The organism is uncultured Veillonella sp. (genome assembly GCF_963543145.1).
In the GTDB taxonomy this organism is placed as follows: domain Bacteria; phylum Bacillota; class Negativicutes; order Veillonellales; family Veillonellaceae; genus Veillonella.
The window spans coordinates 52923-75483 of sequence record NZ_CAUTZP010000007.1; the positions used below are offsets into that span (position 1 = coordinate 52923).

The window sequence follows — 22561 nt, forward strand, 5'->3', positions numbered from 1 at the left end:
ATTGCACGCTCCGACCAAAGTGATGTGTGGCTCCCATCGTCGCTAATGCTCCTCTGTTAGCTCACACCCTACTTTATTTACCCAAACAGAAGCGACTGAATAGTTCGTCGATCATAGATTCTCGGATGGTGTCGCCCGTGATGTCCCCAAGTAGTTCCCAGGCGCTACGCAGGTCGGTAGCGACAAAGTCTACAGGCATGCCCATGTCGATAGAGGAGAGGGCTTGTTCCACTTGTGCCTTTGCTTGTTCCATAAGGCTAATGTGGCGCACGTTACTGATCATGGCGCTGTTGTCTTGTTTTACGCGACCGCCGTAGACGAGTTCTTGCACCCATTTAGAGAGAACTGCAGATCCTTCGCCTTCTTTGGCACTGATGCGTTCGATAGCTGTAAAGGTACCGTGTTCTTTAATATTTCCGTCTGTAACGACTTGGGCCACATCGGACTTATTAAGGAGTACGATGGTGTTCAAACCGCTGACAGAGGTCAAAATTTCGATTTCTTCAGGGGTTAATGGAGTAGACCCGTCGATAACGCAGAGAACGATGTCCGCTTTGTTGATATAATCGCGAGCACGTTCCACTCCTAGGGCTTCCACCGTATCTTGTGTGTCCCGAATACCTGCCGTATCGATAAGACGCAGAGAAATGCCTTCTACAGTCATATATTCTTCAATACTGTCCCTGGTCGTACCTGGAATATCCGTTACAATGGCGCGGTTTTCATGCAAGAGAGCGTTCATAAGGCTCGATTTACCTGCATTTGGACGACCTACAATAACCGTCGTAATGCCATCCCGAATGAGGCGGCCCGTATTCGCTGTGGATAAAAGTTCATCCATGGCTTTCAAAATAGGCTCTAGCTGTTCACGAACCTCTTGGCTCGTTACGTCCTCAATATCCTCCTCAGGATAGTCGATAGTTACCTCTAAATGAGCAATCATGGCGATGAGCTGTTCTCGCACATCTTTTACAAAGGACGAAACGGTCCCGTCCAGCTGCGCCACAGCGAGGGAGAGGGAGTCTTCCGTTTTTGCTTCAATAATATCAATAATCGCCTCCGCTTGGGTGAGGTCGATGCGGCCGTTCATAAAAGCACGCTTCGTAAATTCGCCGGCCTCTGCCATGCGCACATCGTGGTTTACGAGGAGTTTCAAGATTTGTCGAACCGGCACAATACCGCCGTGACATTGAATTTCTACCACATCCTCTGCCGTGTAAGAATGAGGACCTTTCATTAATAACACAAGAACCTCGTCGATGGTCTTGTTCGTCGTAGGATCCACAATGGTTCCGTATTGAATCGTTCTATTTTGGCGGTCCATCAAAGGCACGGTGCCAGCGCTCTTGAACAGGCTATTTACAATAGGAAAACTATCCTTGCCGCTAACACGAATAATACCAACCCCGCCAATGCCGGGCGGTGTCGCAATGGCCGCTATTGTATCATCTATATACATAAATATCTCCGTATTTCGATTATCTATTATTTGCTTTTGTATATGTTCTTCGCCTGTGAAAGTTAAACTAAACTAATCTTTGCATGCGAAGATTAACTTAGGTTAGCTTTCACCATAACCTAAAGAATAAAGAGGACAGCCCTCAAGCAACCGATAGGCTCAGTTACTTGAAAGCTGCATCTCTATATTTTATTTTTTGTACGTAATTACAACGTGACGGAATGGTTCGTCCCCTTCACTGTTAGTAACAACGTTTTTATCCCCTTGAAGGGCAGTATGAATGATTTTACGTTCAAAAGCATTCATCGGTTCTAAGGAAACCTTTTGACGGTTGCGTTTCACTTTAGAAGCCAAGCGTTTCGCGAGATTCACCAATGTTTCTTCTCGGCGAGAACGGTAATTTTCCACATCTACAACGATGTGGCAGTGGCTGGATACATCCTTGTGAGCCACGAGATTCGTTAAGTATTGGATAGCATCCAATGTTTGACCATGTTTACCGATCAAAATACCTAGCTCTTCGCCGTGTACTTGGAATGTAATTTTATCTTTCGTTATCATTTTTTCGATAACTACTTTGAGGCCCATTTGAGTAAACATATCATCTAGGAATTGTTTACCTTTTTCAGCAATTGCTTGTTGGTCTTCTTTTGAAAGTTCCTTTTTAAAAGGTTTTTCTTCTACTTCTTCATCAAAAGTTTCCACAGCTGCTGTGTCTTGCACTTCTGTTTCAGTCGTTGCAACCGGCTCGGAAGCAACAGCTACAGATTGTTCTTCTGCTTGAGCTACTTCTGCCACTGTAGCAGTTTTTGCCATAGCTGTGAAGAATAAGCGCACAACTGCTGGTTTACGACCAATGCCCAAGAAGCCATTAGAAGGTTGTTCTAAGACCTTAGTTTCAACCAATTCTTGGCCATCTTCAGCCAATTGAGCTACACCTTTGGCAATGGCATCTTCAATGGTTTTAGCAGATACATCGATAAATTCCATAGTGTCTCCTATTTCTTAGCTTCTAAGCTTTTGTAAATGAAATGTTGTTGCACAAATTGGAACACATTGGATACGATCCAGTAAATAACTAAACCAGAAGGGAAGTTAAGGGAAATGTAACCAATGAATAAAGGCATAAAGATTGTCATAATCTTTTGTTGTTGCGCAGCAGCACCAGTTGCACTGCTACCAGTTTGTTTAGACATAATCCAAGTGGACACCGCACTCAATACTGGCAAAATGTACAATGGATCTGGTTCGCCAAGGCTAGGGAGCCATAAGAATTGTACATAGTTTTGATCGTATGGATAGCTTTGTAAAGCGTAGAAGATAGCGATCAAGAATGGCATTTGAACCAATAGAGGCAAGCAGCCAGCTAATGGGTTAACGCCCATTTCTTTGTACAATGCACCCATTTCAGCTTGCAGTTTTGCAGGATCATTTTTGTGTTTGTTCTGCAATTCTTGCATGCGAGGCTGTAACTCTTGCATAGCCTTCATGGATTTAATTTGTTTAACAGTAAGTGGTGCTAAAATCGCTTTAATGAAGATTGTTAAAAGGATAATAGCCACACCGTAGCTTGGATAGCCTACCATTTGAGTTAATTCGAACGCATAGGTTACCAAAGAACTCATTAAATTAACGATAGGTTGGAATATACTACTTAAAAATTCCATTGTTTCTCCTTTTTCATACAGTCCGAAATCGTCCTTTGCGCATCTATATATCGTTATGGTATGGTCTAAATTTCATCCATACAGATGCTCAGGTATTTCCAAATCTGTGCTAAATGGTGATGGTGAAAGTTGCTTTCACAAAACACATAACCAGCCTAAGCCCAAGTAGGTTAGGGAACTGGATCGTAGCCACCCTTATGGAAAGGATGACAGCGAAGAATGCGTTTTAAACCCATCCAGCTACCTTTCAAAGGACCATATTTTTCGATAGCCTGTAGAGTATATGTGGAACATGTCGGATAATAACGGCAACATCCAGGTTTTAAGGGAGATATGGCAAGCTGATAGAACCTAATTAAAAGTCGTAAAAGCATTGTTATACAGCGTTTCATACAAATCTCCATATACACAAAAAGGACCAAAGCCTCTAACTTGTGGTCCTATTTATCATTTTGTACCAATAATTTGCTTTTTCGCAAGAGATACAAAATCTCCTTTTCCGCTTTTTCGTAGGTAGCGTTTTTCAGAGGGCCACGTCCAACAATTACGATATGATACCCTTCGCGAATGGAATGTTGATTGAGGCGATACACCTCTTTCATAAGGCGTCTAGCTCGGTTGCGCTCCACTGCACAACCAACCTTTTTGCCTGTTACAAAACCAATGCGAGTCGATTGCTTCGCCACGGGCATACGATAGAGTACACACATACGGCCTACTTCGTATTTACCGTGCTTATACACAAGGCGATATTCATTATTGTGCGTCAGTCGTCTTGCTTTATCGAGGCAATAATCCATATGCATTGTCCTTAAGTCCTAAGAATAGAAAAACTTGGCAGCAGCGCCAAGTTTTTTCTCCTGCCTAACAGCTATTATATTATGCAGATAAGCGTTTTCTGCCTTTTGCACGTCTTCTTTTTAAAACGAGACGGCCACCGATAGTTTTCATGCGTTCACGGAAACCATGGGTACGTTTTCTCCAAAGAGTATTTGGTTGGTAAGTACGTTTCATTAGTAAAACACCTCCTCGTCATTTGTATTGTTTTACTTATACCATAACAGGGTAATTATAGAGTTAAAACGTAAATTTGTCAATATAATAAAGGCATTCTACTTGTGAGTTCTTGTATTTCTGTAATAATTCTATCACACATTTCATCTAGCAATTGATGTTACGTTTCCAGGGGGAGGAATATAGGGCTCCTTTATCGCTCCATACGACGCGTAAAGTCGCTCAAAAGGACCCTATATTCCCTCCCTAAGTAAACCCTAATCTCACCTTACACACCACTACACGATGTAAACGTAACATCAATTATCAGCAACACAAGAACTCACATTCTAATCTTTTATATATTGGAAAATTTACGTTTTGATCTCTGCTTGGAAGAAGGGAGGAATAGATGTGGTTTTCTCCCTCCATACGACACGTTTCGGTCAAAAATCCACATCTATTCCTGCTCCTAACATATTCTAATGACTACTATAATATCTACCACCAGTATAAAAAGTAGTATCAGTTTTATAGCAAATCAATAAAAGTCTTTCAGAATACGGATCTAAGATTTAACAAATTTTACCTTTTAATCTCTTGAAGGAGAAGGGAAAATTGATGTTACGTTTCCAGGGGGAGGAATATAGGGCTCCTTTATCGCTCCATACGACGCGTAAAGTCGCTCAAAAGGACCCTATATTCCCTCCCTAAGTAAACCCTAATCTCACCTTACACACCACTACACGATGTAAACGTAACATCAATTATCAGCAACACAAGAACTCACATTCTAATCTTTTATATATTGGAAAATTTACGTTTTGATCTCTGCTTGGAAGAAGGGAGGAATAGATGTGGTTTTCTCCCTCCATACGACACGTTTCGGTCAAAAATCCACATCTATTCCTGCTCCTAACATATTCTAATGACTACTATAACACCTACTACTCCTTCTTAGAAAAATCACTAGTTTGTCATTTTTATTGATTATTTAGTTTTGATTATCTGAAGGTTGGTGTTGTTATGTTCATCAATTACTTTTTCATTTATGTGTATTGTAATCATAAAAATTATCTTATAGGAAGAGGGGACTGAAAACTACTTTTTGAGTGACTTACGTGTCGTATGGAGCGATAAAAGTAGTTTTCAGTCCTCCCCCAAAAGTAATTGATGAACAAATGATGAGGTAATTACTGAGTTATTAACATTTTTCCTTCAGATAATCAAAAGTTATCCACAGAATAAATGACAAACTAGTGATTTTTTGGTACAATCATAACTGAAATTAGGAAAAAGTATATATTTTTATAAGTTTTTGTTGGATAATTTTTAAAGTTATCCACATTTTTTCTCTTTTGACCTGTGTAATCTATAAAGTCAGTTATTATCTGGTTGGAAGAGAATTTTATTTTCATTTATTCACAGGTTGTGCACAGGTTATTCACAAGAATACTATGGTTTTCCACAGCTTTTACAATAGTTATACACATTATTCCTAAAGTTATACACATTTATCGCAATAGTTATACACAAGAGGCACGTCATGCAATCATTTGATTTGAATACTATATGGGAACATATATTGCAAGAGGCGAAAAAGAACATGCAACATTTGCCTGACGCGTTGTACTTGCGCGTCACCGCATCGTTGATTCCCATGTCTCTCGACAGTCATTCGATCCATATTGGGGTCATGCAAACATTTGTTAAAAACTTAATCGATCAGCAACCGCAGATTAGCAAGGCTTTACAAGATGCTATTACTACCGTTATTGGTTCCCATCGGGATATGGTGTTATTTGATTTCAATCAAGAGAGCGTAGATACTACCTTTGTTGATGAAAGTCTCATTGATGATGCTCCTGTAGTGGCGCCACCGATGCCATTACCGCCAGTGGTAGAGGAGAAATCGCATCAAGATGAGTTCTACAAACCAATCTATCAAGAGCCTGTCTATATCGACCGCACACCAGCACCTGTGGAAATTCCAGATGAACCAATGGTAGCGCCTCCTAAAACAGCAGAAGTTACACCAACGTTACAGTCTGACAATGTACCTGTGGATTTGTCTTTATCCAACCTTAATCCAGCGTACCGTTTTGACAATTATGTAACGGGTAACGCCAACCGCATTCCATTTGGGGCAGCTCAAAATGTAGCTGAGTTCCCAGGGGGCGACTATAATCCGCTCTTTATCTACGGCCCATCAGGCCTCGGTAAAACGCATTTGATGCACGCCATTGGCAACGCCATCAAAGAAAATCATCCACACATGAAGGTTATGTCCATTACGAGCGAAAACTTTATGAACATTTTCGTCGAAACATTGCAGCGTAACCAAGGTAAATTATTCCGTAACACATTCCGCAATATCGACGTACTCATGATTGACGATATTCAGTTCCTTGAAAGTCGTGAAAGTACGAAAACTGAGCTATTTAATACGTTCAATGAGTTATTAAATAACAACAAACAAATCGTCCTTACTTCAGATACGATGCCAAACGATATGGAGCAATTCGAAGATCGTCTCCGTTCTCGGTTCCAGGCTGGCTACATTGCAACCATGGAAAATCCAGATTTAGAAACGCGCATTGCCATCTTTAGATCTTTACTGGAACGAGAATATAAGAAAAATCGCGTTATCCGCATCGATAACGACTCCATCAACTACGTGGCGCTTCAATTTAGCGAAAACGTCCGCGTGTTGCAAGGGGCTTTCACCAAATTAATCGGCACCGCATCCATCGATCAACGTCTTGAATCTATCGACCTAGAATATACAAAACAAGCCTTGGCTGGCCTCGTTCACACAGAAGAGGTGAACATGGTTAATATTGAAAGCATCCAGAATTTTGTAAGTTCTTATTTCAATATTAAAAAGCAAGACTTGCTCGGCAAAAAGCGTAAGGCTCAATTCGCATTCCCACGCCAAATTGCCATGTATTTATGCCGCGATATGATCAACGAAAGTTATCCGCAAATTGCAGCTGCGTTCTCTCGTGACCATACAACAATTCTCCATGCGTACGATAAAATTACGAAGGAAATTGAAAAAAACGAAGAAACTAAACGCATAGTAGCAGAAATTAAACAGAAATTAACAACCTGTGGATAACTCTGTGGATAGATGGTGTATAACTTTGTGGATATCCTAAAACTCGCACTTTGCTGTGAATATGTGGATAAGTAGGTACAGACTATCAACATAGTTATATACAGCCCAAAATTCGCACAGATAGTGGCGCCAATTCACTTTTACACATATGAACAGACCCCTACTATTACTACTACTAAAACTAACAAACAATCAAAAAACCAGTAGAAACAGATCTATCGTAGAATATCTATAGAGCATCTACGGTAGCAAACATAGAATATTACAAACAAGACTTAATAATTAGTGCTTCTACAATATATGGAAATAGTAATTACAAACAATATAAGTAGAAACATAAATAATTAAGAAACATAAAGTAGTTAGTTAATAACAAGCAATTAATAACAAACATAAAATTATAGAAATCAGTACAACTTTTACAAAAGGAGTAACTATGCATATTACATTCCCAAAAGCAAATCTCCAAAAAGCAATCAATGTATTGCAAAAGGTATCTCAAAATAAAACAAGCTCCAACTTACCTGGCGCTATCTACATGACTACAAAAAATGGTCAAGTAGAATTACAAGGTAACGATTTTGAACTCGGTATTCGTTTAACTATCGACGGTGACATCAAAGAACCAGGTACATTAGTGGTTGGTTCCCGCTATTTCCAAGAATTAATTCGAAAATTACCTGGCGATACCATCGAACTTTACAAACCAGAGGATGGCAATTCTTTAACAATCACATCTGGTTCTTCCGAATTCAACCTCGTAACATTACATCCAGATGATTTCTCTTTAGTAGAACAAATTCACGATCAAGATCATGTAAACATCGATAGCTTTGCTATGAAAGAACTCATCGATTTAACAAACTACGCAGCTGCAACAGACGAAGATCGTCCTGTGTTTACTGGTGCTCTTCTAGAAATTAAAGAAAATGAAGTAACAATGGTTGCTACTGATACACATCGCATGGCTGTTAAGAAAATTACTATCGATGAACCAGCAACTACGCCAATGCGCGCTATCATTCCAACAAAAACTTTGGCTGAAGTATCTCGTTTGTTACCAACAGATAATCCAGCGATGATCAACATCATTTGGAATCGCACACAAATCGTATTCAACTTTGAATCTATTTACATTATTTCTCGTTTGATCGAAGGCACATACCCAGAATATGAAAAGGTAATTCCTTCCCAATTCGACTCTAGTGCAGTTATCGACCGTCGCGAATTCGCTGGTGCCGTTGACCGCGTATCCTTATTGGCTAAAGACATCAGCTATAACGTAATTCGTTATGATTGGGCTGAAAGCAATGTAACATTGTCTACTCAAAATACTGAAATCGGTATGGCTAAAGAAGAAGTAGCTGTTGAATTTAAAGGTACACCATTCACAATCTCCTTCAACGGTCGCTACATCTCCGACATCTTGCGCCACAGTACAGGCGATAACATTCACTTGTTCTTAAAACAAAATGGTCCAGTTGTCATTCGCCAAGACAATAATCCGAACTATACATACGTAGTAACACCAGTCCGTACAAATTCTTAAAAGTAAAAAGTAAAAGCAGGGCAGTAGTCAATGGAGGAGCTTGCGACGACAGGGACACTGCATCGCTTTGTTCCGAACGTAAAATTTTCTAGGCTACAACGTAGCCTAAAGAAAATTCACAGTGAGGAACTGGACTCAGAGATATCCACACATCACTTTGGTCGGAGCGTGCAATTTTCCGAAGGAAAATGCTCAGCGAGCGACCTGGACTCTGGTACTAATTAATAAATAATATTAATATTATGTATATTTTATGAATTAATATACATATTTTTATTAGATAATGATGATTAAAAGTCATCGTTACCTAATTACCATATAGTTATAATTTGTCCACTATAGGAGGACGTTATGAAAGATAAGCAGCAGGTACCCATTCATACAGAGTACATCCAAATTGATCAGTTGTTGAAGTTAGAAGGCATTATCGAAACAGGTGGTCAAATTAAATCCTTTATCGATGAAGGCATCCTTACGTTGAATGGTCAAGTTGTGACAGAAAAACGCAAGAAGTGCCGCGTTGGGGACGTGATTTCTTGCGAAGGTCTCGATGTAGATCTGGTGATTACTCAAGAGGAGGCATAATCGGTGAGAATTGACTCACTGCAATTATTCCAGTTTCGTAATTACAAGGATGTACAGATTCAGTTCAATCCGGAGATTATCGTTCTTCATGGCACCAATGGGGCTGGGAAGACGAATATCCTAGAATCCATCTATGTAGGTACTATTGGTAAAAGCCATCGTACAAACGATACATCGGACATGCTCATGTTCAATGCTGAGGAAGCAGGCATTGTGGTTAAGTTCGAGAAAAAGGATACCCCTCAAAAGGTAAATATTAAGTTATTCCGCCAAGGGGCCAAGGATATTCGGTTAAACGATACAAAAATATCCCAAAAGGAACTGATTGGTACCTTAAATACAGTTATCTTCTGTCCAGAAGATTTACAGCTCATCAAGGGAGCTCCATCGGGACGTAGACGGTTTCTAGATATGGAAATATCTCAGACTAGTGCTACATACTATCATCAGTTGATGCAGTATAATCGGTTGTTGCAGCAACGAAATGCAGTTCTTAAGGAATATAGAGGTAAACAAAATATTCCTCTTGAAGAATGGGATTTGCAGCTAGCAGATATAGCGAGCTTTATCGTAAAGAAGCGGTTAGAGAGCTTGAAGAAAATCAACCTTCTTATCGATTTAATGAATCGTAAACTAACAGGTGGCCTCGAGAATTTAACCATTGGTTATGAACAGCCTTATATGGACAATGGTTCTTTAGAATACACCAAAGAAGGCTTTTACGAGCGCATTAAAGCAGCGTTGCCGCAGGATCGTCATCGGATGACTACTAGCGTAGGTCCTCACCGCGATGATTTACGATTCTTTTCCGATGCGATGGATTTAAAGAAATTTGGATCCCAAGGGCAGCAACGAACTGCTGTATTGTCCTTAAAATTAAGTGAGCTTGAGTTTATCAAGTCCGAGGTTGGGGAATATCCAGTTCTACTACTAGATGATGTATTGAGCGAACTTGATGAATCGAGACGAGCGAATTTATTGCAGTTTATTCATAAACGTATTCAAACATTTATTACGACTACAGATATTCACGATTTTAAAGATTTGAAATCGGTTCAATTTATTTCTTGTGAAGGGGGAAAGGTTCAGTATGGACAGCCTTGATCTTTGTTTACCAAAGGCCTTAGCAGAACTGAATTTACTAGAACAATATAAATTAAATACCCTTGTTCACAAGTGGCGTCATGTAGTGGGCGATGTTATTGCGGACCATACGAAAATTGTGTCTATCAAGCCTCCAGACATGGTTATCAGTGCAGATAATTCCATGTGGATGCAGGAACTACAGATGCAAAAACGGCGCATCATTGAGGCCATTAACAAGTATTACCACCAAGAGGTCATCACCGATATTCGCTTTATCATGAAACGTCAGAGCTATGTGAAAGCAAATACTGATACATCGATTTCATTACCTGATGAACCGATGATTACGAAACGTATTAATTTCGCAGATATCGTGCTTTCAAAAGAAGACGTAGACGCCATCGATAAATCATTGGAGCAAACGGACAATGAAGAATTAAAGGCTGCTTTCAGAAAGGTACAAATTACGGCACGAAAGCGTGAAATCTATTTAGAGCAGCATGGCTATCATCGTTGCGGTCGATGTGGCATGCACATGGAATCTAAAAAAGAAATCTGTCCCACTTGCGAATATGAATTGCATCGCGCTCATATTAAGGACATTAAGGCGGTCATTAGAAAGTATCCGTACTTTAAATATAGCGACTGTCAGCAGTTTATACAGTGTACCTTCCCAGACTTTGCAGAAGCCATGCGGGAATCTATATACTTTTACTTAGATAAAATTTATAAAGGATCTATCAATCGCCGTCATATGTATATGGTGGCTATGCTCATCACTCACAAGAAGCCTGATGAGCTGACGGATCAGCACGTTATTAATTTGTGTAACAAATATCGATCAAAATTCCTTGCTGAAGAAGAACAGCGCAAAATCGATTCATTAAATGGGACATTAGAAAAGTAGAGGAGGCATTCCTATGTACGTTCATATTGGGGATACTGTTTCCGTGCCTATCGAATCTATTATTACTATGGTGCATGCCAAGGGCGGAAAATCCCATAAAAGTCCTATTCATCACTATGAAAGCTTAGAGTATATCGCCATGGTACCAGAGGAGCAAATCAAGACCTATGTGGTCACTGATGATTGCGTATATGGATCTGGTATTAGCATTAAGACTTTAATGAGACGAATTGATGAGTTTTATAGTATAATAAAGAGATAAGATTTATTCTGTACATGTGTTGTTACATTTCAATCGAGTACAGTGTGATAGATTGTTAGGAGGAGTTTGTTTCATGCCTGAACAAAATTATGGCGCTCAGAATATTCAGGTTCTTGAGGGTCTCGACGCGGTGCGTAAACGCCCGGGGATGTACATTGGTAGTACGTCTGTCCGCGGTTTGCATCACCTCGTATACGAAGTTGTAGATAACTCTGTAGACGAAGCGCTTGCAGGTTATGCTACACATATCGAAGTGTCCATCAATCCAGATAACAGCATTACTGTTGTCGATGATGGCCGTGGTATCCCAACAGGGATGCATGAATCTGGTATGTCTGCGGTAGAGTTAGTATTAACAAAATTGCATGCTGGTGGTAAATTCGGCGGTGGCGGCTATAAGGTTTCTGGTGGTCTTCACGGCGTAGGTATTTCCGTGGTAAATGCATTGAGTGAATGGACTAAGGTTCAAGTAGCTCAAAATGGTATTATTCAAGAGATTTCCTTTGCTCGCGGTCATAAAACGTCTGAGTTACATGAAATCGGTAAAGCTGAAGGTACTGGTACTACTGTTATCTTCAAGCCAGATGCTGAAATATTTGAAACTACTGTATTCAACTTTGATACATTAAAAATTCGTTTACAAGAATTGGCATTCCTTAATAAAGGCCTTCGCATTACATTGAGCGATTTGCGCCAAGAGGAACCTCGTGTTGAAAGCTTCCACTATGAAGGTGGTTTGAGTTCTTTCATTTCCTTCTTGAACGAAAATAAAGAAGTTGTTAATCCAACTGTTATCAATATTGAAAATACGAAAGATGACGTTGTAGTAGACGTAGCATTGCAATATAACGATAGCTACAGCGAAAACTTGTTGTCCTTTGTAAATAACATCAACACTGTTGACGGTGGTACACATCTTTCTGGCTTCCGTGCTGCCTTAACTCGTACCCTCAATGATTATGGCCGTAAATCTGGCCTTATCAAGGAAAATGAGTCCAACCTTTCTGGTGAAGACGTACGTGAAGGTTTAACAGCAGTTGTATCTGTAAAGGTTTTGGAACCTCAATTTGAAGGCCAAACAAAAACTAAACTTGGCAATAGTGAAGTTAAAGGTATTACAGACGTTATCGTATCTGATGGTCTAAGAACATTCTTTGAAGAACATCCACAAGATGCGAAGAAAATCATCGAAAAAGCAATGATGGCAAGCCGTGCTCGTGAGGCAGCTCGTAAAGCCCGCGACTTAACTCGCCGTAAAAATGCGCTAGAAGTATCTAGCCTTCCTGGTAAATTGGCTGACTGCTCTGAAAAAGATACATCTATGACTGAAATTTATCTAGTCGAAGGTGACTCTGCGGGCGGTTCTGCAAAACAAGGTCGTGACCGTCGTTACCAAGCGATTTTGCCATTGCGTGGTAAGATCCTTAACGTAGAAAAAGCACGCCTTGATAAAATTTTGGCGAATAACGAAATTCGCTCCATGATTACCGCTTTCGGTACTGGTATTGGGGAAGAATTCGATATTACTAAATCCCGTTATAATAAGATCATCATCATGACCGATGCGGATGTTGACGGTGCTCATATCCGTACCTTGTTATTAACATTCTTCTACCGTTATATGAAACCATTGGTAGAACAAGGCCATATTTACATTGCTCAACCACCTTTGTACCAAATTAAGAAGGGTAAGTCCCACTGGTATGTATACTCTGATGCGGAATTAACTGCTAAACTTGATGAAGTAGGCCGTGATGGTATTACTATTCAACGTTACAAAGGTTTAGGTGAAATGAACCCTGAACAATTATGGGAAACTACAATGAACCCTGAAAATCGTACGATTTTACAAGTTAGCTTGGAGGATTCCATCGAAGCTGATAAAATCTTTACAGTTCTCATGGGTGATAAGGTAGAGCCTCGTCGTAAATTTATCGAAGATAACGCAAAATACGTGCGTAATCTAGATTTGTAAGAGGTGACCCATGGCTGATAATCAAAATAATAACGTAGAGTTTACATCTAATAAAGATCAACATCTAAAACGTTCCCTGAAAGCGCGTCATATGAATATGATCGCTCTTGGCGGTGCTATCGGTACTGGCTTATTCGTTGCTGGTGGTGAAGTAGTAAGTACGGCAGGCCCTGGTGGTGCTCTTGTAGCTTATGGCCTCATTGGCATTATGGTTTACTTCCTCATGACTTCTCTTGGGGAAATGGCTACGTACTTGCCGATTCCTGGTTCTTTCGGGACTTATGCAAAACGCTATGTAGACCCTGCCTTTGGTTTTGCTTTAGGTTGGAACTACTGGTTTAACTGGGCTATTACATTGGCTGCTGAAGTATTAGCAGGGGCGCTCATCATGAAATACTGGTTCCCTGATGTGCCTGCCATCGTATGGTCTGCTTTATTCTTGCTTATTTTATTCGGTTTGAACTATTTATCGACTCGTTCCTTTGGTGAAAGTGAATATGTGTTCTCTAGCATCAAGGTTATTACCGTATTCGTATTCCTCTTCTGTGGCTTCATGCTCATCTTTGGCATTGGTGGCACATCTCCAGGATTTACGAACTGGACAATAGGGGAAGCGCCATTTGTAGGTGGTTGGGAGTCCATCCTCGCTATCTTCATGGTGGCTGGTTTCTCCTTTCAAGGTACTGAGCTTATCGGTGTAGCAGCTGGTGAAGCAGAAAATCCAGAAAAGAATGTGCCAAAGGCGATTAATTCTATTTTCTGGCGTATCTTGTTATTCTATATTGGTGCTTTCATAGTTATCGGTTTCTTGATTCCGTACACTGATCCAAATTTATTGAATTCTAGTGTAGAAAATGTATCAATTTCTCCATTTACACTCGTGTTCGACCGCTTTGGTTTTGCCTTTGCTGCTAGTTTTATCAATGCTGTCATCTTAACGGCCGTACTCAGTGCTGGTAACTCTGGTCTATATTCTTCTACGCGCATGCTGTACGCACTCGCTAAAGAAGGTCAAGCACCTCAAATTTTTGCTAAGCTTAATAAACGTGGCGTTCCAGTGCCAGCGTTAATCTTAACAACTGCAATCGGTTTATTTGCGTTCCTTACAAGCTTTATCGGCGAAGGTACAGCCTATACATGGATTGTTAATATCTCTGGTCTATGTGGCTTTATCGCATGGGTTGGTATCGCAGTATCTCACTATCGCTTCCGTCGTGCCTTCATTGCACAAGGTAGAGATCTTAGTGAATTGCCTTATAAAGCGTGGTTGTTCCCAGTGGGTCCAATCTTGGCGTTCATTCTTTGTGTCATCATCATCGCTGGTCAAAACTACTCTGCTTTCACAGGCGATACAATCGACTGGTACGGCGTATCCGTTGCGTACATTGGCTTGCCAATCTTCTTCGCATTATACTTAGGTTACAAATACATCAACAAAACTAAAGTTGTGCCGTTGAAAGAAGTAAACCTAGACCGCGACTTCGATAGATAATGAGGAGAGAATTATGATTATTACAACAACTATGCATGTAGAAAACAAGCCTGTACAAGAGTACAAAGGTATTGTGTTTGGTGAAGTAGTAGAAGGTCGTAACTTCGTTAAAGACTTCATGTCTGGTATTCGAGACATCGTTGGTGGCCGTAGTGGCAGCTATGAAGATTCTTTGATGAATGCGCGCCAAGCAGCTCTTGATGAAATGTCTAAACGAGCTTCTAAATTGGGTGCTAATGCTATTATTGGCGTATCCTTCCAATACAGCACAGTAGGTGCAGAAAATGGTATGCTTATGGTTACATGCAATGGTACAGCTGTAGTAGTTTAATAGATTGTAGACTACATTAGATATAACTGTTACTATAATCCTAAGGAAAATAAGTAAGTTGCAATGTATTCATGGGACTAAGAAAAATAGCAGGGTGCCAGCCCTGCTGTTTTTTTATATGATAGTTATGAAAAATCCCCCTATAAAAGTATTAGAAACTTTTATAGGGGGATTTTCTATTACATTTTGCCTTATAGTATCTTATTTAATCTTATACCAGCTTGCATACATGACTGGCAATACGATGAGTGTGAGTACCGTTGCCACTAGTAAGCCGCCGCTGAAGGCGATGGCAAGTGGGCTCCAGAATACAGATCCCATAAGAGGAATCATGCCTAAAATCGCTGCGAGAGCGGTGAGCATGATAGGGCGGAAACGAAGTGTAGCGGAGTTGATAATCGCTTCACGAGGTTCTTGGCCTTCTGCCTTGTGGATTTCGATTTGGTCTAACAAGATAATGGAGTTACGAATGATCATACCCGATAGGGCGATGATACCTAGAATTGCCATAAAGCCTAACGGTGTTCTCGTAATGTTGAGTGCTAATACGACACCGATGAGGCCTAGTGGGGCAGTAAGTAAAGCCATTATCATGAGAGGGATACGCTTCAATTGGAACATGAGGATTGTCATGATCACAAAGATCATAATCGGCATTGGTTTTACTAATTTTTGAACCGCTGTGACGCTCTTTTCAGCAGAACCGTCTAGCTCAATCGTATAGCCTGTAGGCAAGGAGTCGCGAATATCTTGTAAGGATTTATAAATCTCTTTCGTTTTCGCATTGCCTAAGACGCCAGCTTTTACATTAGCATGAACACTGATGGTAGGCATCATGTTACGGTGCCAAATAATGCCATCTTCTTGGGTCATGGTAATGGTCGCAATTTGGCTAAGTGGTACGTAGGAACCGTTGCCTGTTTGAATCGGTAAGGACGAAAGGGCACTTAAATTGTGCTGTTCGTTGCCACCTAACCGGAAGGTAACAGGAATAGTTTGGTTCCCTTCGTAATATTCACCAGCTTTTGTACCAGATAATAGACTTTGTAAGTGCAAGGATACAGCGTAGCTATCGATTCCTAGTAGGCGCGCCTTGTTCGGGTCGATGTGAATATTGGCGACTGGTTCCGTATCTGGCCAGTCAAAGGCTATATTCTGTAAATCCTTGTCGCCTTGCATTTTGTCTTTTACTTGGTTTGCAATTTCTTTTACCACCTTTTGATCAGGACCTGATACGCGGAGCATCACTGGATACTTAGATGGAGGTCCAATTTGTACAAACTGAGTATTTACAAGAGCTGATGGGAATTCTTTGTTTAAATAAGATGTTAATTCATTATAGAGTTCATCTCGATCCTCTAAGGATTTTGTAACGATTACATATTGTAAGAAATTGTTTCGTTGCAATTCAGGCTCCAAGGTGAGTACGAAACGAGGTGAACCTTGTCCAATATAGGATGAGAACGTTGCGATGCGTTCGTCCCCTTGTAAATGTTCATCGATGAGCTTTGCTTGGTTAGCAGTGTACTCAATGGATGAGCTTTGAGGGAACTGCATGGACACGATGATTTCATTACGCGTTGATGACGGGAAAAACTCCTGTTTGATCAATGGTAGTGAAAGTATAGATAATACGAATATAACTAAAGTGGTTAGTAATACTGCTTTATGGTGACCTAGTGCCCAATGTAACAGCTTTTCAAACTTTTCATAGAAGGTCACGTTTAGCTTGTGCATAATATGGTCTCGTTTAGTCCATTCTGATTCAGGTTTTGGCGCCTTGTTTTCGATGATTTTATAACCCAGCACAGGGCTGACAAGAACAGAAGCAAACCATGATAGGATGAGAGCCATAAATACAACGATGGATAGAGATTTTGTAAATTCTGCTACCATCCCTTCTGCTAGTGCCAATGGCAAGAAGCCTGCACAGGTAATGAGCGTACCAGATAGCATAGGAAACGCTGTCGATTGGTAAGCATAGGTAGCTGCTTTAAAGTGTCCCCAACCTTCTTCGAGCTTAACGCTCATCATTTCTACAACGATGATGGCGTCGTCTACAAGAAGTCCCAGTGCCAAGATGAGGGCACCTAGGCTAACCTTGTGTAAATAAATGCCGCTTTCATACATCAAAATGAACGTTGTAGACACAACGACTGGAATGGTAAGGGCTACGACCACACCTGTTCGCAAGCCAAGGGATGCAAAGCTTACGAGCAATACGATGGCGATGGCTTCAAATAAGGATTGAGAGAAATCGCCAATGGATTCTTTAACAATATGAGGCTGGTTCGATACTTGACTAAGTTCGAGGCCGGCAGGAATGGTTTTCTTTAATTCTGCCAGTTTTTTATCGATAGCTTCACCGAATTCAATATTATTGCCCCCTGCATCCATAGAGATGGCAATGCCTATAGCTGGCTTGCCTTCAAAGTAGAACTGAGGATCCTTAGGGTCCTGGTAGGTCATAGTTACATCAGCCATGTCGCCGAGGCGCAATGTTTGATTGTTGATGCGAATTGGCATATCTTGTACAGCTTGCGGACTATCGAATAGACCGTTGACGCGGAGATATACATTATTTGTATCCGTCGTAATCATACCAGCTGGAACCATCATACTTTGCTGTTTAATAGCCGTTAATAGCTCTTGTGTACTAATTTTATAGGATGATAGTTTATCCTTATTAATCGTTATATTAAGAGTTTGTTGCTGAACCCCAATGAGGCTGATTTTTTTTACATTTGGAACAGATAAAAGCTGACGTTTTATGTCTTCTGCTTGTTGTCTCTTTTCTTCGTACGAGAATTCATCGCCACTAATGGCGTAGATAATGCCGTATACATCGTCAAATCTGTCGTTGATGGTAGGGCCTTGAACACCTTGCGGCAGTGATTTCCATTCATCGTTGATCATGTTCCGCGCTTCTTCCCAAGCGGGACGGATTTTGTCAGCTGGTAGATTTTCTTTCAGATTAATATAAATGACTGATTTGCTGCCATCTGTAAAAGATTTCGTATAATCTACACCTGGAAGGTCGCGCAGTTTTTCTTCTAGTTTGTCCGTTACCTGATCCGACATTTCTTGAGGGGAAGCCCCTGGCCAAGCAACGCCGACCACCATGGTGCGCATCGTAAAGTCTGGGTCCTCCATACGTCCCATTTGGTTGTATGAGAAGATACCAAAGGTGAGCAGCACAGCCATGAAGTAGTAGATAATGGACTTATGTTTAAGGGCCCATTCGGCTAAGTTAAATTGTTTCATTGACTAACTGCCGTCCCTTCTTGTAACTGTTGGGTACCTGCGGTGATGACAATGTCGCCTTTAGTCAAACCAGATGTGACGATCACTGAGTTTTGACCAAAATCGCCTGTTTTGATAGGCACGAGATGAGCCTTCTTATCGCGGATGATATAGACTGCATTGTTGCCGCTCGAGTCTTTCACAAGAGCCGTCAAAGGAATCGTAATATTGCTAGTATCCGTTGTGGCTAGGTTAACATTTACGGTCATGCCCAGTTGTACTTCGCGAGGTGGATTTTGTAAGGCAATTTTTACGGTATACGTTCTCGCCACAGGATCTGGAACTGGTGAAATTTCACGAACCACACCTTGGACCGTCACATTTGGCAAGGCCCAGAAAGTAACGTTAGCAGGGCTTCCTACGTGAATTTTACTCAATTCTTGTTCTGGTAAAGCGATAACTGCTTCCGGATCATGACCAGCCGCTAAGGTGCCGACGTTTTGACCTGCTGCTACCACTTGGCCTGATTCAAGATTGAGAGCCGTAATAATACCCGTATCTGGGGCTGTTAAAGTGGTATAACTACTTTGATTGCTACTCAAATTGAGGCCTGCCTGTGCCTGTTGTAGTTGTGCAGAGGCCACATTCAATTGGTTTTCCGCTTGGTCTAGCTGCAATCTGCTGATCGCTTGTTGCGCATAGAGTTCGCGGTATCGTTTGGCATTCGTTTCTGCTAATTCGAAAGCTGATTGAGCCGCTTTTACGTCCCCTTCAGACTTTTGCACTTGTGCCGCTGTATCAGAACTATTGATTTGAGCAATCACTTGTCCTGCTTGAACGGAATCTCCTACATTAACAAATTTGTTGAGCACGCGCCCTCCAATTTGAAAGGCTAAGTTTGTTTCTGTTTTATTATGGATGGTGCCTGCATAGCCAGCGCCGGTAGTGCCAGACTCTTCACCGATGGTGATGGTTCGTACCTTGAGGCTTGTATCCTCAGGTGGCTTTTCTGATCCACAACCACTTATAACGGCAGTCCCTATTAATAGGGCTCCTATGGTTGCTATGACTCGTTGATTCATAGAATCTCTCCTTTTAATACCACACATAAGCCCTATGAAAGCTGCAACATATTCGTTACAAGTAAACATCATAGGACTTGTATTATTAGCATATTTTTATATACGTACACACGATAAGGAAATAAAAAATATTCTGATTATATATTTTATACAATTTAATAATACTATATTTAAATAGAAAGAGCTAGCATTTATGTCCGAAATAAAAGAATTATATACTTTATTTACATAATTGATGGTATTTAGTTAAAAGTCTATATATGAACTAGGTTATGAACTTAAATGTTCATATAAAAAGTGAGTCCTCCTTAGAGAACTCACTCTTGTTATACATGTGTATCTTAATTTTTTTCTTCTTCTTGTTCTACTATAGGTTTTTCATAGGTAACAAGGATTTTATCGATACGGGTATTATCCATGTCGATGACTTCAAAGGTATAGCCATTCCATTTTGCCTTGTCTAGTTCTTTTGGAATACGACCAAAGAGGAGATTCAAAAGGCCACCCATTGTTTTATACAAGTCATCTTCTTCACCTGGCAATTCTTCATCGATGTGGAAGAATTCTTTAAATTCATCTATGTCGAGGAGGCCGTCTACGAGCCATGCACCATCGCGTTCGATGATTTTATCTTCTTCTTCTTTGATTTCTTCTTCACCAGAAGGCATAAGACCTACGATTTCTTCCATGATGTCATGCAAGGTTACGAGACCTGTGAAACCGCCATACTCATCGAGGATAATGGACTCGTGAACACCTTCGGTACGAAGTACGTTCAATAACTTCATGAGTGGAATGGATTCTGGCACTAGGACAGGTTCCTTGAGACAAGACTTGATAATATCTTGAATGGAACTTTCACTAGGACGAGACATAATTTGAACTAATACATCAGATACGGTAACGAGACCATTGAGTTCGTCCAAGGAATCGGTACCGACAGGAATGCGATAATGGTTGGAATTTTTGAGGACATCCATGATTTCGTCTTCAGTGCTGTTAAGATCAATCCATTTGAGTTGCGTACGGGGCGTCATTACGTCGCCAGCGTTCATATCTGCAAGGTGGAAGATATTTTCTACGAGAATTGGTTCCTCTTCTTCGTAAGCACCCATGGCAACGCCTTCGGTAAGCATCTTGTTGATTTCAGACTCTGTAACAGGAGCCTCTTCTTTCACAGTAACACCTAGTAATTTTAAAAGGAATTCTGTGGAAACGCCGAGGAAGCTAACGATTGGCTTTAAGGCTACAGACAACCAATAAATTGGCTTTGCTACTACTACGGCGATGCTTTCAGGATTATTTAAGGCCAAACGTTTCGGCACGAGCTCGCCAATAACGAGGGATAAATAGGTGATAACTGCAACGATGAGGAAAGAACTCACAGAGGCTGCGTATGGTTCGATGCTAGGAATATTAGCTACCAATATGTCCTCTAGAGGACCAGAGAAGGTCGCACCAGAGTACAAACCAGTTAAAACGCCGACGAGGGTAATACCAATTTGAATAGTAGAGAACATTTCATTAGGGTTCTCAGACAATTCAAAGGCCTTTTTAGCACGATCATTGCCTGCTTCTGCCATTTCTTCGAGTTTGCGTTTTTTCGCATTGACGATGGCTAACTCTGTCATAGAGAACAAGCCGTTGGCGATGATTAATACGATGATAATTATAAAATCTAAGGTCAGATCACTGTCCATGTAAGTAAATACTCCTTTTAATGATATATCATTCTGCACATGAGAATATTGAAATATTATTTTTTAGTATACCATATTAGCAGCAAAAAATGTTTGCATACAATAAAAGCACCCTATATATAAGGGTACTTTAGGTATATACTATAGGTGTTACCGCCCCAGACTGGTAACAGGAAGGGGGTGTATTAAAATGCTAGAAATATTTATTTCCTTCACAGTATCTATCATAGCAAGTATAATAAGTTATTATATTTGCAAGTGGCTAGATAGATATTAGGCCGGTAACTAGCACAAAAAGAGGAGGGCTGCCACCCTCCTCTTTTGTTTTGCATGCATTAAAATGCTTACAAAATATTTATTTCCTTTATCTATTATTATATTACACAATTTACTATTATTTGTAAATAACAGTAAATACATATAAAATATTGGATATGACTAGTCATTACCAATAGTATGGCTTATATAAGATAGATAATTATATTAATAGGAATTACATATGATAAATGAACAGGAATGGGAACAGGTTTTACAAATAAAGACAGCAGGCCGCGACGATAGTCGGTCTGATACGGAGCATCATCCGTACGAGCCCACCGATTACTGCGTCCTAGAGCGGTTAGCGAACAGCGGTCATATTCGCAAGAAACATACCCTTATCGACTATGGCAGTGGCAAGGGCCGTGTTGGCATTTTTATGGCGTACCAAACGGGATGTCATTCCATCGGTATCGAATACGATGAACGTTTATATGAAAAGTCTTTAGTCAATGGTGAAAGCCAAGCAGCGCGCAATCGGGTGAGTTTTGTGCACGGTGATGCGGCGCTCTATGAATTGCCAGTTCAAGCAGATCGATGCTTTTTCTTTAATCCTTTTGCGCTTCATACGATTAAGCGCGTCTTAGGGAATATTTTTGATTCCTTATACCATCATCCTCGGGAGATTAAGCTCTTTTTCTACTACGTAAATGAAGAGGTGGAAAACTTCTTAAATAACCATGTGCGACTCGACCGGGAAGAATCTATCGATTGCAGCGATCTCTTTGAAGAAAAGGATGCAAAGGAGCGAATTCTCGTGTATTCCGTAAATCTATTTTAAATAACTACAC

19 protein-coding genes are annotated in these 22561 nt (G+C 40.6%); 10 read left to right on the plus strand and 9 right to left on the minus strand.

Features of this window, described 5'->3' with window-relative positions:
• Positions 1–73 precede the first annotated feature (73 nt).
• From mnmE to rpmH, 6 genes are all read right to left on the minus strand, one after another.
• Positions 74–1459: a tRNA uridine-5-carboxymethylaminomethyl(34) synthesis GTPase MnmE gene (gene mnmE, locus RWZ05_RS04625; RefSeq protein ID WP_314642587.1), complete on the minus strand. Its 1386-nt coding sequence runs from the start codon at positions 1457–1459 to the stop codon at positions 74–76.
• A gap of 189 nt (positions 1460–1648) precedes the next feature.
• Positions 1649–2449: an RNA-binding cell elongation regulator Jag/EloR gene (jag, locus tag RWZ05_RS04630; protein WP_314642588.1), complete on the minus strand. Its 801-nt coding sequence runs from the start codon at positions 2447–2449 to the stop codon at positions 1649–1651.
• Between the two features lie 8 nt (positions 2450–2457).
• Positions 2458–3126 (minus strand): YidC/Oxa1 family membrane protein insertase, encoded by a 669-nt coding sequence (locus tag RWZ05_RS04635; protein ID WP_314642590.1) that lies wholly within the window; start codon positions 3124–3126, stop codon positions 2458–2460.
• 170 nt (positions 3127–3296) lie between these two features.
• Positions 3297–3518: a membrane protein insertion efficiency factor YidD gene (gene yidD, locus RWZ05_RS04640; protein ID WP_012865047.1), complete on the minus strand. Its 222-nt coding sequence runs from the start codon at positions 3516–3518 to the stop codon at positions 3297–3299.
• Positions 3519–3566: 48 nt separating this feature from the next.
• Entirely contained in the window at positions 3567–3926 is a 360-nt protein-coding gene (rnpA, locus tag RWZ05_RS04645) for a ribonuclease P protein component (RefSeq protein ID WP_105094806.1), read from the minus strand.
• Positions 3927–4005: 79 nt separating this feature from the next.
• Positions 4006–4140 carry a 50S ribosomal protein L34 gene (rpmH, locus tag RWZ05_RS04650; RefSeq protein ID WP_004692946.1) on the minus strand — a complete coding sequence of 45 codons (135 nt, stop codon included), beginning with the start codon at positions 4138–4140 and terminating at the stop codon, positions 4006–4008.
• Between the two features lie 1525 nt (positions 4141–5665).
• On the opposite strand from rpmH, the gene dnaA reads away from it, so the two are divergent.
• The 9 genes from dnaA to RWZ05_RS04695 all read left to right on the plus strand — a co-directional run bounded on the left by dnaA (position 5666) and on the right by RWZ05_RS04695 (position 15427).
• Entirely contained in the window at positions 5666–7240 is a 1575-nt protein-coding gene (dnaA, locus tag RWZ05_RS04655; RefSeq protein WP_314642611.1) for a chromosomal replication initiator protein DnaA, read from the plus strand.
• Between the two features lie 436 nt (positions 7241–7676).
• Positions 7677–8789: a DNA polymerase III subunit beta gene (gene dnaN, locus RWZ05_RS04660; protein ID WP_314642613.1), complete on the plus strand. Its 1113-nt coding sequence runs from the start codon at positions 7677–7679 to the stop codon at positions 8787–8789.
• Positions 8790–9140: 351 nt separating this feature from the next.
• Positions 9141–9374: an RNA-binding S4 domain-containing protein gene (locus RWZ05_RS04665; protein WP_314642615.1), complete on the plus strand. Its 234-nt coding sequence runs from the start codon at positions 9141–9143 to the stop codon at positions 9372–9374.
• A gap of 3 nt (positions 9375–9377) precedes the next feature.
• Complete coding sequence (recF, locus tag RWZ05_RS04670; protein ID WP_314642617.1) at positions 9378–10478, plus strand: DNA replication/repair protein RecF; 1101 nt, start codon at positions 9378–9380, stop codon at positions 10476–10478.
• Entirely contained in the window at positions 10465–11367 is a 903-nt protein-coding gene (locus RWZ05_RS04675) for a DUF721 domain-containing protein (RefSeq protein WP_314642619.1), read from the plus strand. Before recF ends, RWZ05_RS04675 begins: the two co-directional genes overlap by 14 nt.
• A gap of 13 nt (positions 11368–11380) precedes the next feature.
• The gene (locus tag RWZ05_RS04680) at positions 11381–11629 is read left to right on the plus strand and encodes a DUF370 domain-containing protein (protein WP_105098632.1); all 249 of its coding nucleotides are present in this window, start codon (positions 11381–11383) and stop codon (positions 11627–11629) included.
• Positions 11630–11702: 73 nt separating this feature from the next.
• Positions 11703–13604 carry a DNA topoisomerase (ATP-hydrolyzing) subunit B gene (gene gyrB, locus RWZ05_RS04685; protein WP_314642621.1) on the plus strand — a complete coding sequence of 634 codons (1902 nt, stop codon included), beginning with the start codon at positions 11703–11705 and terminating at the stop codon, positions 13602–13604.
• Between the two features lie 10 nt (positions 13605–13614).
• A complete protein-coding gene (locus RWZ05_RS04690; protein ID WP_314642623.1) occupies positions 13615–15096 on the plus strand; it encodes an amino acid permease in 1482 nt (493 codons plus the stop codon).
• Between the two features lie 13 nt (positions 15097–15109).
• Positions 15110–15427: a YbjQ family protein gene (locus RWZ05_RS04695; RefSeq protein WP_314642625.1), complete on the plus strand. Its 318-nt coding sequence runs from the start codon at positions 15110–15112 to the stop codon at positions 15425–15427.
• Positions 15428–15628: 201 nt separating this feature from the next.
• Here RWZ05_RS04695 and RWZ05_RS04700 read toward each other — a convergent pair whose 3' ends face one another.
• The 3 genes from RWZ05_RS04700 to RWZ05_RS04710 all read right to left on the minus strand — a co-directional run bounded on the left by RWZ05_RS04700 (position 15629) and on the right by RWZ05_RS04710 (position 21452).
• A complete protein-coding gene (locus RWZ05_RS04700) occupies positions 15629–18691 on the minus strand; it encodes an efflux RND transporter permease subunit (RefSeq protein WP_314642627.1) in 3063 nt (1020 codons plus the stop codon).
• On the minus strand, positions 18688–19752 hold the full coding sequence (locus RWZ05_RS04705; protein ID WP_314642630.1) for an efflux RND transporter periplasmic adaptor subunit: 1065 nt from the start codon (positions 19750–19752) through the stop codon (positions 18688–18690). The genes RWZ05_RS04700 and RWZ05_RS04705 overlap by 4 nt, the downstream gene beginning before the upstream one ends.
• Before the next feature lie 341 nt (positions 19753–20093).
• Positions 20094–21452: a hemolysin family protein gene (locus RWZ05_RS04710; protein ID WP_314642632.1), complete on the minus strand. Its 1359-nt coding sequence runs from the start codon at positions 21450–21452 to the stop codon at positions 20094–20096.
• Positions 21453–21951: 499 nt separating this feature from the next.
• Between RWZ05_RS04710 and RWZ05_RS04715 the strand changes: the two genes are divergently transcribed.
• Entirely contained in the window at positions 21952–22551 is a 600-nt protein-coding gene (locus RWZ05_RS04715; RefSeq protein WP_314642636.1) for a class I SAM-dependent methyltransferase, read from the plus strand.
• The last annotated feature ends 10 nt before the right edge of the window (positions 22552–22561 follow it).

Bases quoted from the DNA above. Each gene is read 5' to 3' on its own strand.
- mnmE (WP_314642587.1), bottom strand. From the start codon at position 1,459: ATGTATATAGATGATACAATAGCGGCCATTGCGACACCGCCCGGCATT.
- jag (WP_314642588.1), bottom strand. From the start codon at position 2,449: ATGGAATTTATCGATGTATCTGCTAAAACCATTGAAGATGCCATTGCC.
- RWZ05_RS04635 (WP_314642590.1), bottom strand. From the start codon at position 3,126: ATGGAATTTTTAAGTAGTATATTCCAACCTATCGTTAATTTAATGAGT.
- yidD (WP_012865047.1), bottom strand. From the start codon at position 3,518: ATGAAACGCTGTATAACAATGCTTTTACGACTTTTAATTAGGTTCTAT.
- rnpA (WP_105094806.1), bottom strand. From the start codon at position 3,926: ATGGATTATTGCCTCGATAAAGCAAGACGACTGACGCACAATAATGAA.
- rpmH (WP_004692946.1), bottom strand. From the start codon at position 4,140: ATGAAACGTACTTACCAACCAAATACTCTTTGGAGAAAACGTACCCAT.
- dnaA (WP_314642611.1), top strand. From the start codon at position 5,666: ATGCAATCATTTGATTTGAATACTATATGGGAACATATATTGCAAGAG.
- dnaN (WP_314642613.1), top strand. From the start codon at position 7,677: ATGCATATTACATTCCCAAAAGCAAATCTCCAAAAAGCAATCAATGTA.
- RWZ05_RS04665 (WP_314642615.1), top strand. From the start codon at position 9,141: ATGAAAGATAAGCAGCAGGTACCCATTCATACAGAGTACATCCAAATT.
- RWZ05_RS04675 (WP_314642619.1), top strand. From the start codon at position 10,465: ATGGACAGCCTTGATCTTTGTTTACCAAAGGCCTTAGCAGAACTGAAT.
- RWZ05_RS04680 (WP_105098632.1), top strand. From the start codon at position 11,381: ATGTACGTTCATATTGGGGATACTGTTTCCGTGCCTATCGAATCTATT.
- gyrB (WP_314642621.1), top strand. From the start codon at position 11,703: ATGCCTGAACAAAATTATGGCGCTCAGAATATTCAGGTTCTTGAGGGT.
- RWZ05_RS04690 (WP_314642623.1), top strand. From the start codon at position 13,615: ATGGCTGATAATCAAAATAATAACGTAGAGTTTACATCTAATAAAGAT.
- RWZ05_RS04695 (WP_314642625.1), top strand. From the start codon at position 15,110: ATGATTATTACAACAACTATGCATGTAGAAAACAAGCCTGTACAAGAG.
- RWZ05_RS04700 (WP_314642627.1), bottom strand. From the start codon at position 18,691: ATGAAACAATTTAACTTAGCCGAATGGGCCCTTAAACATAAGTCCATT.
- RWZ05_RS04705 (WP_314642630.1), bottom strand. From the start codon at position 19,752: ATGAATCAACGAGTCATAGCAACCATAGGAGCCCTATTAATAGGGACT.
- RWZ05_RS04710 (WP_314642632.1), bottom strand. From the start codon at position 21,452: ATGGACAGTGATCTGACCTTAGATTTTATAATTATCATCGTATTAATC.
- RWZ05_RS04715 (WP_314642636.1), top strand. From the start codon at position 21,952: ATGATAAATGAACAGGAATGGGAACAGGTTTTACAAATAAAGACAGCA.